This window comes from Rhodoglobus sp. G.S.23, from assembly GCF_056675935.1.
The window spans coordinates 2,473,935-2,488,001 of sequence record NZ_CM155237.1 but is presented as its reverse complement, the minus strand read 5'-3'; the positions used below and the strand labels follow the sequence as shown (position 1 = coordinate 2,488,001).

11 protein-coding genes are annotated in these 14,067 nt (G+C 64.7%); 2 read left to right on the top strand and 9 right to left on the bottom strand.

Annotated features, from left to right (window positions below):
- Nucleotides 1–78: 78 nt before the first annotated feature.
- From AC1ENN_RS12165 to AC1ENN_RS12145, 5 genes are all read right to left on the bottom strand, one after another.
- Nucleotides 79–477 carry a (deoxy)nucleoside triphosphate pyrophosphohydrolase gene (locus AC1ENN_RS12165; protein WP_480406135.1) on the bottom strand — a complete coding sequence of 133 codons (399 nt, stop codon included), beginning with the start codon at nucleotides 475–477 and terminating at the stop codon, nucleotides 79–81.
- Between the two features lie 2 nt (nucleotides 478–479).
- On the bottom strand, nucleotides 480–1,139 hold the full coding sequence (locus AC1ENN_RS12160) for a hypothetical protein (protein ID WP_480406134.1): 660 nt from the start codon (nucleotides 1,137–1,139) through the stop codon (nucleotides 480–482).
- 131 nt (nucleotides 1,140–1,270) lie between these two features.
- Nucleotides 1,271–2,113, bottom strand: coding sequence for a DNA-formamidopyrimidine glycosylase family protein (locus AC1ENN_RS12155; RefSeq protein WP_480406133.1), 843 nt, complete (start codon nucleotides 2,111–2,113; stop codon nucleotides 1,271–1,273).
- Nucleotides 2,106–6,875: an ATP-dependent helicase gene (locus AC1ENN_RS12150; protein WP_480406132.1), complete on the bottom strand. Its 4,770-nt coding sequence runs from the start codon at nucleotides 6,873–6,875 to the stop codon at nucleotides 2,106–2,108. The genes AC1ENN_RS12155 and AC1ENN_RS12150 overlap by 8 nt, the downstream gene beginning before the upstream one ends.
- Before the next feature lie 33 nt (nucleotides 6,876–6,908).
- On the bottom strand, nucleotides 6,909–7,532 hold the full coding sequence (locus AC1ENN_RS12145; protein WP_480406131.1) for an alpha/beta hydrolase: 624 nt from the start codon (nucleotides 7,530–7,532) through the stop codon (nucleotides 6,909–6,911).
- Nucleotides 7,533–7,615: 83 nt separating this feature from the next.
- Here AC1ENN_RS12145 and AC1ENN_RS12140 point away from each other — a divergent pair, with 83 nt between their 5' ends.
- Together AC1ENN_RS12140 and AC1ENN_RS12135 are read left to right on the top strand one after the other, a co-directional pair.
- Entirely contained in the window at nucleotides 7,616–8,422 is an 807-nt protein-coding gene (locus AC1ENN_RS12140) for an SDR family NAD(P)-dependent oxidoreductase (protein ID WP_449647489.1), read from the top strand.
- A gap of 83 nt (nucleotides 8,423–8,505) precedes the next feature.
- Nucleotides 8,506–9,045 (top strand): NUDIX hydrolase family protein, encoded by a 540-nt coding sequence (locus AC1ENN_RS12135; protein WP_449647488.1) that lies wholly within the window; start codon nucleotides 8,506–8,508, stop codon nucleotides 9,043–9,045.
- Between the two features lie 636 nt (nucleotides 9,046–9,681).
- Here AC1ENN_RS12135 and AC1ENN_RS12130 read toward each other — a convergent pair.
- The 4 genes from AC1ENN_RS12130 to AC1ENN_RS12115 form a co-directional block, all read right to left on the bottom strand.
- The gene (locus tag AC1ENN_RS12130; RefSeq protein WP_480406130.1) at nucleotides 9,682–11,337 is read right to left on the bottom strand and encodes a DEAD/DEAH box helicase; all 1,656 of its coding nucleotides are present in this window, start codon (nucleotides 11,335–11,337) and stop codon (nucleotides 9,682–9,684) included.
- Nucleotides 11,338–11,649: 312 nt separating this feature from the next.
- Nucleotides 11,650–12,252 carry a DUF1684 domain-containing protein gene (locus tag AC1ENN_RS12125; protein ID WP_480406129.1) on the bottom strand — a complete coding sequence of 201 codons (603 nt, stop codon included), beginning with the start codon at nucleotides 12,250–12,252 and terminating at the stop codon, nucleotides 11,650–11,652.
- Nucleotides 12,253–12,337: 85 nt separating this feature from the next.
- Nucleotides 12,338–13,336 carry a DNA topoisomerase IB gene (locus tag AC1ENN_RS12120; RefSeq protein WP_480406128.1) on the bottom strand — a complete coding sequence of 333 codons (999 nt, stop codon included), beginning with the start codon at nucleotides 13,334–13,336 and terminating at the stop codon, nucleotides 12,338–12,340.
- Nucleotides 13,337–13,400: 64 nt separating this feature from the next.
- Entirely contained in the window at nucleotides 13,401–13,901 is a 501-nt protein-coding gene (locus AC1ENN_RS12115) for a hypothetical protein (RefSeq protein ID WP_449647484.1), read from the bottom strand.
- Between the last annotated feature and the right edge of the window lie 166 nt (nucleotides 13,902–14,067).

Sequence of the window (14,067 nt, the reverse complement as noted above, 5' to 3'; positions counted from 1 at the left end):
GCTCAGGCTGTTGAGCCCCGGTGTATCCAAAGTTGACGTCTTGCCCTAGCCGCTCGAGTTCATGCAGGTCAATAAGTCTTACGCGCTCGCCGCTTTCTCTATCAGCGCGACTGCGGGGCTGTCCGCCGGTGCCCATTCGAGGTCGCTCAGCTCGGCAGGCGCGAGCCAGCGCACCTCCGCGTGCTCGGTCAGCACCGGTGTGCCGGAGAGCAACTCGCAGTAGAACGTGGTTAGCGCGACGATTCCGAAGTCGTACTCGTAAGCCGTGGTGGTGATCAGCTCGCCCACGGCCACCTCGCACTCAAGCTCTTCAGTGATCTCGCGCGCGAGCGCATCGCGAGGAGTCTCGCCGGCCTCGATCTTGCCGCCGGGAAACTCCCACATCCAGGGCAAGGCTCCGCCCGGTCCGCGCTGGGCGCAGAGGATCAGGCTGTCGCGCACGATGACCGCGCCGACGACGTTGATCTGTTTCTTCACGACTAATCCTTCTTGGCGGCTGATCGATTCCAGAGACTCTTCTTCTCCGGCTGAGTCGCCAGCGGCTCGCCGTTCAGCAGAATACCGGGGCTGCTGCGCGGGGTGGCGGAGGTGGGAGTGCTTTCCGGAGCGGCGGCGCGAGCATCCGGAGCACCCGACCGATCCAAACTGTCAGCGGTGTGAACGTCGGCAGCTTCGCGACGGGCGGCCAGGGCACTGCGGCCCGCGCTCACCACCAAGATGACTGAGAACACAATCACGAGGAGCGCCGGGATCAGTACTTCGAGAATGCTATTGCTGAGCTGGAGTTCGACCCGGCGGGCGAAGACGCTGCCGAACAGGCCGCCCTTGTCGCCGACCGCGATGAAGGAGCGGTAGACGGCTGCGAGGTATCCGCTGATGAACCCGAGCGTCACGGCGATAGCGCCGATCAGAGCGCTCAGGGCGAAGCCGGCGCCGCTGATGGCTTTGCGGCGAGAGCCGAACGTGAAGAGCGCGAAGACGGCCAGCATCCCGACCGCGGCGAAGGCTGAAGCGAATCCGAAGCCGAGCGATGCCAGCACCGTCGTCACCACTAGCGCCAGCGGGATCGCGAGCAACGCGAACGCCGCACCCCGCCCAAAACTGTAGAGACGCGGGGCGGGGTCAAGAACCTCAGTCACAGCAGGGCCTCCATCGGTGTTCTCTCGAGCCGGTGTGCGGCAGCGGTTGTCGGGCAGTCATCGCCGCGAGTGCTTGGGCAGGGGCGTTCCCTGCGATCATGATCGAGACTACTGTTCGCGTGCAGTCAGCCCTACTTCTGGCAGCTCGGGCACCACCACATGTAGCGGGTGTCGGTGGGGCCGGTGCCGAGCTGATCCGACTCGATGCGGGTGCCGCAGCGCAGGCACGCTTCGCCGCGCCGCCCGTACACCCAGTAGCGGGGCTTGCCGCGCGGCAGGCCCGTGAGATTGCGGATCGGGCGGTCCTTGTTCACCATGACCGCCTTGTAGCCGAGCGCGACGAGACGTTTCGGGTCGGCGATCTCGCCGATGGGAGTGTGAGGGCGCACACCGCGCAGAAAGCTCAACTCGTTCGCGAACACGTTGCCGAGGCCGGCGAGGTTACGCTGATCGAGCAGTGCGAGGGCGACCGGCCGCCCGGGGTCTGAGAGCAGATTCGCTAACGCGAGTTCGGCATCCCAATCGGGGCCGAGAAGGTCGGGCCCCAGGTGCCCCACAATGCTGTTTTCGGATGCCGTGGGCACCACCTCAAGCAGGCCAAGTTCAAAACCTACCGCCACTTTCGTTGCCGTACTCAGCACCCCGCGAGCCAAGTAGGAGGGCTTGCGCCACCGTTCCCCGGCGCCGTAAATCTGCCACACGCCCTCCATCTTGAGGTGACTGTGGATGGTGAGGCCGCCGCTCGGTTCGCCCGCTGTGGCTGCGCCCGCGCTCGCCGAAGCCGCGGCGTCGGAGCCCGGCGCAACCCGAATCAGCAGGTGCTTGCCGCGCGGCACGACACTCGTGACGGTCTGGCCGCTGAGGTCGAGGGTCGCGAAGGCGGGCACCCGAAAGTCGGTGCGCGTAAGAACCTGGCCGTCGAGGGCTGCCCGCAGTTTGGCGGCCGCCTTGTAAACGGAATCACCCTCAGGCACGGAGCCTCAACCCCTGCGGTGTTGCCACGAACCCGGCCTCCACGAGGGCCTTGCCCACGGGAGTTCCGACGGCAAAGTCGCCGTTCACTTTCTCGATGCGCAGCTTCGGCAGGGTGCCGCGGAGGGTGCTCGTGAGCGACCGCGTCGCGGCGTCCACGACGGCAGATTCAAGATCAAAGGCGAGGAGGGACTTGCCGCCGCGCTCCAAGTACAGGGCCAGATGGCCATCGACCATCACCACGACGGCGCCCGCCTTGCGGCCCGGGCGGTGCTTCTTGGGCGCATCCGCAGCAGACTTAGCGGCTGTCGCCCAGCCTTCGTCTGACGACGAGGGGGCGTCCGAGTCACTCCCCGCGGGAGTACCTGTCGCCGAGCCAGCACCTGCACCAGAACTGCCAATACCGCCAGAGTCTTCGCCAGCATCCGCCCCACCAATCCCCGGCCAACCGAGCGCAGCCCCGTAGGGATTCGCCGGGTCAGTCGCGGCGAGAGTGATCGCACGAAGCTCGGGCGCAGCATCCGGATCCCGGGTGAATCCACGCAGCCGGTCCACGGTCGCGCCGGTCGCAAACTGGGCCGCACCGAGACCGTCGATGAAGTAGCCGCGGCGTGCCCGGCCGGTTTCTTCGAAGCCGCTCAGCACGCGGTACGTCAGAGCAAAACCACCACGGATACCCTCGCTCACGACCGCGCCGCGCGTGACGACAGCGTGTCGTTCGAGCATCAACTCGGCGGTCGACTTGGCGCGCACCGTCGTCTCACCCTCGGCAGTTTCGAGCAGTGCCCACCGGCCGGACGCACTCGGTGGCCCCGCCTGCGCCACCGTCGAGACGCGACCGCGATAGGCGCGAGCCCGCGCCGGACGCGGTGCCCGAGTGGCCCGCACGGTTCCTCCGAGGTGCGCACGCAGCGGCGCAAAGCTGTCGTTCGTGATGAGCGACCGCCACACCAGATCCCACAATTCCTTCAGCAGCACCTTGTCATCCGTGCTGCCCACCTGATTCGACAGCTGCCTAAAGAAGAACGCACCGCCACCGGCCAGCGCCTCAAGAATGCTCTGCTGCAACTCGCTCAGCCCATCGCGGTCCGGCTCCGGCAACGTCAGCGCAGCGGTCGCCGCGGGGTGCAAACTAATCCAGCCATCGCTGCCCGCCAGCGCACCCTGCCCCGCCCACACCACTTCGCCCGATGTCGTCAGCTCATCGAGCCAGGCGGGCGAATAGTCGCGAATGCGGGCACTCAGAATGAAGTTCTCCCACGCGGATGCCGGAGCTGAGTACCCAGCAAGTTGGTCGATCACTTGTGCTAGGCCATCAATGCCGCGCAGCGAGTCACCGGCAGCGGAAACGTGTTGCCACGCGGGCAGGAACCGCCCAAGCGTCGCATGCGACACCGGCTCGACCTCTTGCCGCAGCGCCGCAAGCGAGCGACTGCGCAGGCGACGCAGCACATCCACCGAGCACCACTCGGTGCCGCTCGCACCGGGCCGAAACTCGCCATCAACGACACGACGATCGGCCGCGAGCCGACGCAGGGTGTCGTTCACGACGGCGGTTCCGAGACCGAAGCGGGCGGCGGCATCCGCGAGTGTGAAGGGCCCGTGGGTGCGGGCGTAGCGACTCACGAGGTCGCCAACGGGATCATCGACGGGTTCGATGAAGGCAGCGGGCACGCCGATAGGCAGCGGCACCCCGAGCGCGTCGCGCAGTCGCGCGGAGTCTTCGATGCCGGCCCAGCGACGTTCGCCCGCAATGGTCACTTCGAGCACGCGGTTCGCTTTCGCGAGCCCGGCCAAGTCGGTGGCGAGGGCGGTGCCGGTCACAAGCGAGCGCGCCTCGATCTCGGCAACGGTTTGCGGGCCAAGCACGCGCAGCAGATCGACGATGCCCTCGGCATCCCGAGCGTGCCGCTCGGGCACCAGTCGCTGCAGCTCGTTCTCGGTCTGGGCGATCACGTCCGGGTCGAGCAGTTCGCGCAGCTCAGCGCGCCCGAGAAGCTCGGCGAGCAGCGCCGGGTCGAGCGAGAGCGCGGCGGCACGACGCTCGGCCAGCGGCGAATCACCCTCGTATACGAAAGCGGCCATATAGCCGAACAGGAGGCTGCGCGCGAACGGCGACGGCACATCCGTCTCAGTCTCCATGACGCGGATGCCGCGGCTCGCGATCCGCTTCGTCACCGCCGTCAGCGCCGACAGGTCGTACACGTCTTGCAGCACTTCGCGCACAGTCTCGAGCACGATGGGAAAGCTCGGGTACTTGCGCGCCACATCCAGCAGCTGCGAGGCCCGCTGGCGCTGCTGCCACAGCGGCGAACGCTTACCGGGATCGCGGCGCGGCAGCAGCAGCGCGCGAGCGGCGCACTCCCGAAAGCGCGCGGCAAAGAGCGCGGAGCCGCCCACTTCTTCCGTGACAATCTGTTCGAGCTCGTCAGCGTCGAACACAAAGAGGTCGGCACCCGGCGGCGCGGCATCGGTGTCGGGGATGCGCACGACGATGCCATCGTCGCCGGCCATGGCTGCGCCATCCACTCCCAGCTGTTCGCGAATGCGCGCCGTAATCGCCAACGCCCAGGGCGCGTGCACGGGCATGCCGTACGGGGAATGCAAGATCACACGCCAGTCGCCCAGTTCATCGCGGAAGCGTTCGACGACAAGGGTGGTGTCGCTCGGCACGTGACCGGTGGATGCCTTCTGCTCGGTAACGAGAGCGATCAAGTTGGTGACGGCGTGCTCATCGAGCCCGATCGACTCGGCCCGCGCGCGCGCGTCGTCAGCGGATGCCGTAGCAATTTCTTTAGTGAACGCCCCGATGGCTTCGCCCAGCTCTGCCGGGCGGCCGAGGCCATCGCCCTTCCAGAACGGAACGCGGCCGGGCTGCCCGAAGGCAGGGGAAACGAGCACTTGATCGTGGGTGATGTCTTCGATGCGCCAGCTGGTGGTGCCGAGGGCGAAGACGTCGCCGACACGAGATTCGTAGACCATCTCTTCGTCGAGTTCACCGACGCGACGGCCCGGAGCTCCGGCTTCGCCGCCGATCATGAAGACGCCGAACAAGCCGCGGTCGGGGATGGTGCCACCCGAGGTGACGGCGAGGCGTTGGGCTCCGGGGCGACCGCTGAGGGTTCCCGCGACGCGATCCCACACCACACGCGGTCGCAGTTCGGAGAACTCGTCGCTCGGGTAGAGACCGCTCAGCAGGTCGAGGGTCGCATCAAACGCGCTGCGCGGCAGGGTCGAGAATGGCGCGCTGCGACGCACGGTGTCGAACCAGTCCTCGATATCAATCTCATCGAGGGCGACGGCGGCGACGGTCTGCTGCGCGAGTACGTCAAGCGGGTTTGTCGGAACCGAAAGTGCTTCGATCTGCCCGCTGCGCATCCGCTCAACAGCAACAGAGGTGTGGATGAGGTCGGTGCGATGCTTCGGAAAGAGGAGACCTTTAGAGATTTCCCCAACCTGATGCCCGGCTCGCCCAATTCGCTGAAGCCCACTCGCGACCGACGGCGGCGACTCGACCTGGATCACAAGGTCGACGGCACCCATATCGATGCCGAGCTCGAGCGAACTCGTGGCGACGACGCAGCGCAGCACTCCCGTCTTGAGGTCGTCTTCGATGATCGCGCGCTGGTCTTTGCTCACTGAGCCGTGATGCGCACGCGCCAGCAGTGGCGCGGCGACCATGGTGGATCCGCCCTGCGCCATCATCTGGGCGGGCGGCTTCCACGGTTGTTGCGGTGCGGCGTAGGCGGCGGCATCCGCACTGGCTTGGGATCGCGTCATGGCCTCGACACCGTCAACCGTGCCGTCGCTCATCCGCTCGTCATAGATCTCATTGAGCCGGGCAGTGAGGCGTTCGGCGAGGCGCCGCGAGTTCGCAAACACGATCGTCGAACGGTGGTCGAGAATCGCGTCGACGATGCGCTCCTCGACGTGCGGCCACAGCGAACCCGCAGATTCGGGCGTCGCCTCATCATCATGGCCGGAGCCTCCCGCCGCAGTGTCGCGCGCTGACGCCACCGTGCCCGGAATGGTCATATCGGGCACGGGAACGATGACACTCAGCTCGAACGTTTTCGCCGACGGCGGGTGCACGATCGTCACGGGGGCGCGTCCGCCCAAGAACCGAGCAACCTCTTCGATGGGACGCACGGTCGCGGAGAGCCCGATGCGTTGCACGGGCTTCGCGAGCAGAGCATCCAACCGCTCCAGCGACAGCGCAAGGTGCGCGCCACGCTTGGTGGCGGCAACGGCGTGCACTTCATCGATGATGACCGTGTCGACGTTCTTGAGAGTCTCGCGGGCCGCCGAGGTGAGCATCAAATACAGCGACTCGGGAGTCGTGATGAGGATGTCGGGAGGCAGCCGCGCGAGCAGGCGCCGGTCTTGCGCGGTGGTGTCTCCCGATCGCACCCCCACGGTGATATCGGTTTCACCGAGCCCGAGGCGGCGGGCCGTTTGAGTGACGCCGACGAGGGGCGCGCGAAGGTTGCGTTCGACGTCAACGCCGAGAGCTTTGAGTGGCGAGATGTAGAGAACGCGCGTGCGCTGTTTGGGATTAGCCGGGGGAGGGCTCGACGCGAGTTGGTCGATCGCCCACAAGAAGGCGGCGAGGGTCTTGCCCGAACCCGTGGGGGCAACGACGAGCGCGTGCGCCCCGGTAGAGATTGCGTCCCACGCTCCGAGCTGGGCCGGGGTGGCAGCATCGAACGCGCCCTCAAACCACTCTCGGGTGGCGGGCGAAAATTTGCCGAGCACATCGCTCATTGTTCTATCTTCGTCGCAACCGCTGACAGCGCACTACGCGTGAGTGTGCAGAAAACTCACCAGATCGTTCAACTCGTCAGTCGAGATCGAATGCGCGAGCCCCTCATAGATGTGCGACTCGGCGCGAGTGTGATCAACAAGCCACTCTTCGGTGCGCTCAATGTTCACCGCCGGGATCACCGCATCATCGGTACCGCGACCCCAAAACACGGGCGGGCGGATGCTCGTGAGCACCGCATCTCCCGCGTGCTCAGCACTCACCACAAAGCCGGAGAGTGCCACGGCCGCGGTGAAACGCTCCGGGGCGAGCCGCAGAAGCTGAAGTGCCATGGCGGCACCCTGCGAGAAACCGAGCAGGCTGACACTCGTGAATTGCTGATCATCGAGCCAGGAAAGCACTGCTTTGGCTGCGTCATCCACGAGTTCAACATTGTGGCGACCGTCACCACTGAGATTGATGGGGAACCACGAAAAGCCGCCGTTTTCGGGGATCGGCGCTCGCAACGAAGCAATCACCGGTTCGAGCGGAAGCCCGGGTGCCATTGCAAACAGATCGCCCTCGTGGGAGCCATACCCATGCAACAGCACGAGCAGCGGACGCCCGCCTCGTTCACGTTCAGGAGCCGACCAGAGCACTGCTGAGGAATCAATCTGCATGAAGCAAAGCCTACGGGGCGCCGCTGAGGCTGAGGTGGGTCCCTAGACTGCAGTTGACAGCCCGAAGGCGAAGGAGCCGAAGCATGCAGCTAGAAAACAAAGTTTTTGTTGTTACCGGTGGTGGCAATGGAATGGGTCGAGAGGTGGTGCTCGGACTCCTTGCCCGTGGTGCCCGAGTCGCGGCGGTCGACCTCAACGAGCCAGGGCTTGCTGAGACGGCGAAACTGGCAGGCGCAGCATCCGCCCAGCTCACAACCCACGCCCTCAATGTGACCGACCGCCAAGCGGTGCTCGCCCTGCCCGGCGAAGTTATCGCGGCCCACGGGCAGGTTGATGGTGTGCTGAACGTCGCGGGGATCATCCAGCCATTCGTGAAATTGGCTGAACTCGACTTCGACACCATGGAGCGGGTGTTCAACGTGAACTTTTGGGGAGTCGTGAACATGACGAAGGCATTCCTGCCCACCCTCATGAAGCGACCCGAGGCTGCCGTTCTGAACGTGTCGAGCATGGGTGGGTTCCTTCCGGTTCCCGGCCAAGCCGCCTATGGCGCCAGCAAGGCCGCAGTGAAGCTGTTCACCGAGGCTCTGTATTCAGAGAGCCTGGGAACGAACCTCGCCGTCACGATCGTCTTCCCTGGCGGTGTTGGCACCAACATCACGGCAAACTCCGGCGTAGAAATGCCGGAAATTCAGGGTGCTGATTCGGGCAAGGAATACACAACGACGAGCCCAGCGGATGCGGGCCAACAGATCATTGACGGCCTACAGAAGGGTGCTTTCCGGGTCGTCATCGGCGGTGACGCCAAGTTCATGGACCGTTTCTCGCGGTTCTCTCCCCGCCGCGCAACCGAGCTGATTGCCAAGAAAATGAAAGACCTGCTCGGCTAAGTTGACGTGCGACGGAGACACTGGTTGGCATCCAGTGTCCCGCCGCGCGCACGATAACCGCGCACTATGGGTGACAATGGAGCATGAGCTCCGTCGGCACACCAGACCCCAACTCTGCTTGGCTATCAGATGAGGAACTTGCGGAGACCCGCAGACGACTCCCGCTTCTCTATGTTGAGGCTGTTCCTGTGCGCGTGGATGGGCTCGGTCGCGTCACCGAGGTCGGCACACTCGTTCGCGGCAATGATGGCGAGATCACTCGCACCCTCGTCTCTGGCCGAGTGATGTTCGGCGAGAGCCTGCGCGACGCACTTTTCCGCCACCTCGAAAAAGACCTCGGCCCGATGGCCTTCCCGCTGCTCCCCGCAAGCCCGACACCATTCACCGTCGCCGAATATTTCCCGTGGCCAAGCGACAGTCAGTACACGGATGTTCGCCAGCACGCTGTCTCGATGGCCTACGTTGTCCCGGTCACCGGTACCTGCGAACCGCGCCAGGATGCTCTCGAACTGACCTGGCTCAGCCCAGCTGAAGCGGCATCCGAAGCGGTTACCGCCGACATGGAGGGCGGCCGCGGGTCACTACTGCGCGCAGCGCTCGCCTCGGTCGGCGTACTGCCGTAACTGCTCGCCCGCTCCCGCGGCGATCCCCAGGCGCGCAGCTGCTGCGTGCTGCTGCCGTTGGCTCGCGCTGTGTGCTGCTGGCGCCAGCCCCACCCGTGTTGCCGAGAGGCGTTGCCCCAAGGGTGACCCAAGGTGTGGCCCCAAGGTGTGGCCCAAGGGTGACCCAAGGTGTGGCCCCAAGGTGTGGCCCAAGGTGACCCAAGGTGTGGCTCAAGGTGACCCAAGGTGTGGCCCCTTCGGAAACTCAGGAAAAATCGCCCAGCCAGAAACGCCGTCGAGCGCGGATGCCCGCAAAACCGGGCCTTTATCGGCGAGTAGCCAAGCGGCGATACGAAATCTCCTGAATTTCCGAAGGGGCGCCGTTGCGAAATCAAGTTGCGCCACTACACCTTGCGGCAGCGGCAGCGGCAGCGGCAGCCACGCAAGGACAGGTTGCGCCAGCACGAGCCGCGGAATCCGCACCGCGCACCCCGCGAAACCCGCAGCACCCCGCCGCAGGCGCCCCGTTAAACACCTCAGGGCGACGAGTCCCCGCCCAGCAGTGCTGGGGAAAACTCGCCGCCCTGAGACGGTAAAGCTGCGTTACTAGCGACTAGCGACTAGCGACTAGCGACTAGCGCCAAGTAGCGAGAGGAGTTAGCGTCCGCTGCTTGATGCGCGACGGTTGGGTCGTACGACCTGGCCTACGCGAACGGGTCCGCCGTTGCCGGCCTGAGCGCGGCCCTTGCCACCGCGCGGACGCGAGGGGGCTTCGGACTGCTGCTGACGTGGCTGGTGAGTTGAGCGCTGTTCGCTCGAGCCGGAACCGGCTACGACTGCGCCGCGGCCTGAACCCTGGCGATCGTTGCGCTGCTGTCCGCCACGGTTGCCGTTGCCTGCGTTGCCGCCGCGCGACTGTCCATCACGAGCCTGGCCATCGCGCCCCTGTCCGTCACGCGACTGTCTGCCACGAGCGCCACCGCGGGCACCCTCACGAGCGCCGTCACGGCCGCCATCGCGGCCGGCGCCTTCGCCATCACGACGAACACGCTTACGCTGGGCGTTTGCACCCTGCGAGCGTCCGCCCTGTGACTGGCCACGAACGGGTGCTGCTGCGCGAGGAGCGGGGGTCACATATTCTGCGACCTCTCCGACAAGCGCGGTTACGGCATCCGACTTTGCGTTCACGTGCTGCGGGGTCACCGTGATGGCGGCCTTACGCAACAGTGCTGCGGTGTCTTTGCGCTGGGTCGGAAGAACGATCGTCACGACGTCGCCTTCTTCTCCGGCACGAGCGGTACGGCCACTGCGGTGCAGGTATGCCTTGTGTTCTGCTGGCGGGTCAACGTGGATGACCAGCTCAATGTTGTCTACGTGCACGCCTCGCGCTGCAACGTCAGTGGCGACAAGCACCTTGACGTCACCGGCGGAGAAGGCGGCGAGGTTACGGTCACGGGCAACCTGCGAAAGGTTTCCGTGCAGGTCAACCGCGGGGATGCCGGCGTCGATGAGTTGGCGCGCAAGCTTCTTGGCGTGGTGCTTGGTGCGCATAAAGAGGATGCGGCGGCCGGTACCCGAAGCGAGCTTCTCAACAAGAACGCGCTTCGATTCGACACTTTCGGTCTCGAAGACGTGGTGGGTCATGGCCGAGACGTGCGAGGTTGCTTCGTCAACCGAGTGCAGTACCTCGTTGTGGAGGAAGCGGCGAACCAGCTTGTCTACACCGTTGTCGAGGGTGGCACTGAACAGCAAACGCTGTCCATTGCTCGGGGTCTTGTCGAGGATGCGGGTCACAACGGGCAGGAAGCCAAGGTCGGCCATGTGGTCGGCCTCGTCAAGCACGGTGATCTCGATGGCGTCGAGGTTTACGAAGCCCTGCTTCATCAGGTCTTCGAGACGACCGGGGCAGGCAACAACAATGTCGACGCCAGCCTTGAGGGCCGCAACCTGGCGGTTTTGGCTCACGCCACCGAAGATCGTGGTGGTGTTGAGGCCATACGCGGCAGCGAGAGGCTCGATAACAGCAGAGATCTGCGTTGCGAGTTCACGGGTTGGCGCAAGGACGAGTCCGAGCGGGCGACCCGGGCGGCGCTTGCCACCGGCGAGCTTGCCGCCGAGACGAGCCACCATGGGAAGAGCGAAAGCGAGGGTCTTGCCCGAGCCAGTCTTTCCACGGCCGAGCACGTCGCGACCACCGAGGGTGTCGGGAAGCGTGTCAACTTGAATGGGGAAGGGTGACGTCTTGCCGTCAGCCTCGAGTGCAGCAACAAGCGCGGCTGGTACGCCGAGCGAGCTAAAAGTGTGATCAGTCAAAGTAATGGTGCCTTTCAGGCATAAGTAACAGATGGGCGTTACACCGGAGGCGCACAGGTTCAGAAAGCTCAGTTGCAGTTCACGAGGAACGGCACTGAGCTGATCTACACCGACCCAATCAGGCGTTTCGCACGGGTGCGGCACACAGGTCAGATCTCGAACTTTCGTTCGGCGCGGATGACTCCAGTCCGCCGGAGAAAGTTATCTACGAGCCACACGTTTCTGATTGACGTGGACGAGAAGAGGGAAGCGTTCTACGACGCAGGGAAACATAATTGTTTCGCAAGTACTGCAACCCTAGCAGTTATGTCCCTAGTAGCGCTCGCCTACCGGCACTTGCACAGCCAGAGTGTTCCCGGCCTGCGCGAGCGGGCACGCCCACGCGGGGTCGTAAGCGCATGACGGGTTGTAGGCAAAGTTGAAGTCGAGCACGAGTGACTCTGGCGTGCTGCCCGCTCCAAGGTCGGCACCCTTCACGGTATCGAGAAGGTAGCGGCCACCGCCGTAGGTTCCACCCTTAACGCGAGACAGGGCATCCTTCACGGGGATGAAAATGCCGCCGCCGTACGAGGCAAGACGCCACACATCGAGCGTGCCGACCTGGTCGATCTCGACCGTGCCGAGCAGGTCAAACGGCACCACGCCATCCGTTCCCGTCTCGACGTCCATGCGACGACCGTCGCCCGGAACAATGGATGCCTCGAAACGCCAGTCGGGATCGTACGCCTCAAACGGCAGCCCCATAAAGTCGCGCAGGTCCTCAGGCAACAGCGGCGAAGCTGGATGCGTGGCAAACATCTCATCTCGTCCCGCACGCCAGTCGGCGTGGGCGCTCGCGGCATCCGGGTTCTCGCGGACGGCGGCGTAGAGAGCAAAGTTGCGGCGGCGCCAGTCGGCTACCTGAAGTGCGGTCATGGTTTCAGGTTATCTCGCGCAGCCGACAGCGAGCTTGGTGGTGATCTCCCTTGTGTTTTGGTCTCGCCATGCGTGGCCGTCTTGCCTAGGTCTTGCGGGTCAGCAGCTCGCGCACTTCACTTTCGGCAGAGGCGAGTCGCTGCGGGTCGATGGTCTCGCCCGCCGAGAAGAGGTCGACGATGCGGGGGTCGACGTAACTCTTCTTGGCGATCGCTGGGGTATTGCCGAGCACCTCAGCGGCTGCCTCCATTGCTTCCCGAATCGCCCGCGAGCGTGCCCGCTGGCTCTGCTTCGGGCCGCCTTCTGCAGTGCTTACCGCTAGGCTCACCGCCAAACTTGATGCCGCAGCAACAGTGCCACGAAGCGTGCGAAAGTCCTTTGCCGTGAAGTCGCCGCCTGTGCGCTCGCGAACATAGTCGTTGATGTCAGCCGCGGTCAGCGACCGGCGCTCGCGGCCTTCTCGCCACGACAGCACTGACACGTCTGGAGCGCTGCGCAGGCGCCGCCGGATGAACTCGGCGAGGTCGGCATCCACAATTTCGCTCTCCCACTGTTGGCCGCTTTTGGCGGGAAAGCAGAGCTGCACGCGGTCGCCAACCACGGTGACGTGATCGCACAGCAAAGTGGAGAGGCCGTGGCTGCCGTGCTCTTCGGCGTAGCGTTCGCTGCCGACACGCAATGAGCCGGTGTCGAGCATCCGAAATGCTGCCGCAAGAGTGCGAAGGTGAGGGTCTTCGCTTGAGCGCAGCGTGCGAGTAACAACACCGCGAGCGGCGGGAAGCACGGCCGCAAGCTCAAGGGCACGATCGAACTTCACACGATCTTGGCGCTCACGCCAGACCGGGTGATAGATGTACTGCCGGCGGCCAGCTTCATCGAAACCGGTGGCCAGCACGTGACCATTCTCGTAGGGGCAGATCCACACATCAGTCCACGCTGGCGGGATACCCAACGCCCCGAAGCGCGCCTTGAGGGCGGCTTCGGTAACCGTTGCACCATCCGGGTCGCGATAGCTGAAGCCTCGCCCTGATCGCACGCGCGAATAACCGCGCCCTGTTGTATTGCTCCGCCGCAGTCGAGGCACCGCGTTGTCCTTTCGCGCCCACGATTCGGCTCACGAGCCGACGGCTGAAGCCACAACGGCCAACCTAAAGACTCAGATTAGTTCGCCTTGTTGTGCCCGAACCCCATGTCGGAGCAAGACGCTGAAGCGCTGCCCCACGCCACTGCCAAAACGCCCAATAGAGCGGCCACAGCAGGGGAGTAAGCACGCCAGCGCTAAAGCTCAGTTGATCGCGATAGAGAGTTTTGCCCCCGGGAGCGTGACTGATCGCCATGGAATGTTCCCACTGATCGACGAGAGCGAGAGGACCACTGAGGCCTCGCCCACTGTCGCGCATCACGCGAACGCCATCAGGCATCTGCGGGTACGACACGTCAATCACTTGCTGACCAACGGGGCACAACCCGAAAGCAGACATGCGCACCGGATGCTCGCCCGGCTGCCACAGCTCAGGAAACCCGCCAACCTCAAGCGACGTGAACTGGGTGAGAGGGGCAGAAACCTCGCGAAAGACGTGGGGGCTGCGGATAGCGCGCCACGCATCATCGGGGTCGCAATCGAGTACGAGCTTCAGGAGAACACGCATGCTCCTATTTTGCGCTCGTCTGAGTCAGGAATCCACTGCTCTCACGAATCCACTGGTCTCACTAGTCACTGCTCTCACGAATCCACTGGTCTCGCCTATCCAGTGGTCTCGCCTATCCAGTCGCCCACCAATCCAGCCCCCGGTGTAGCCTGCCTGTTGTGCCGGT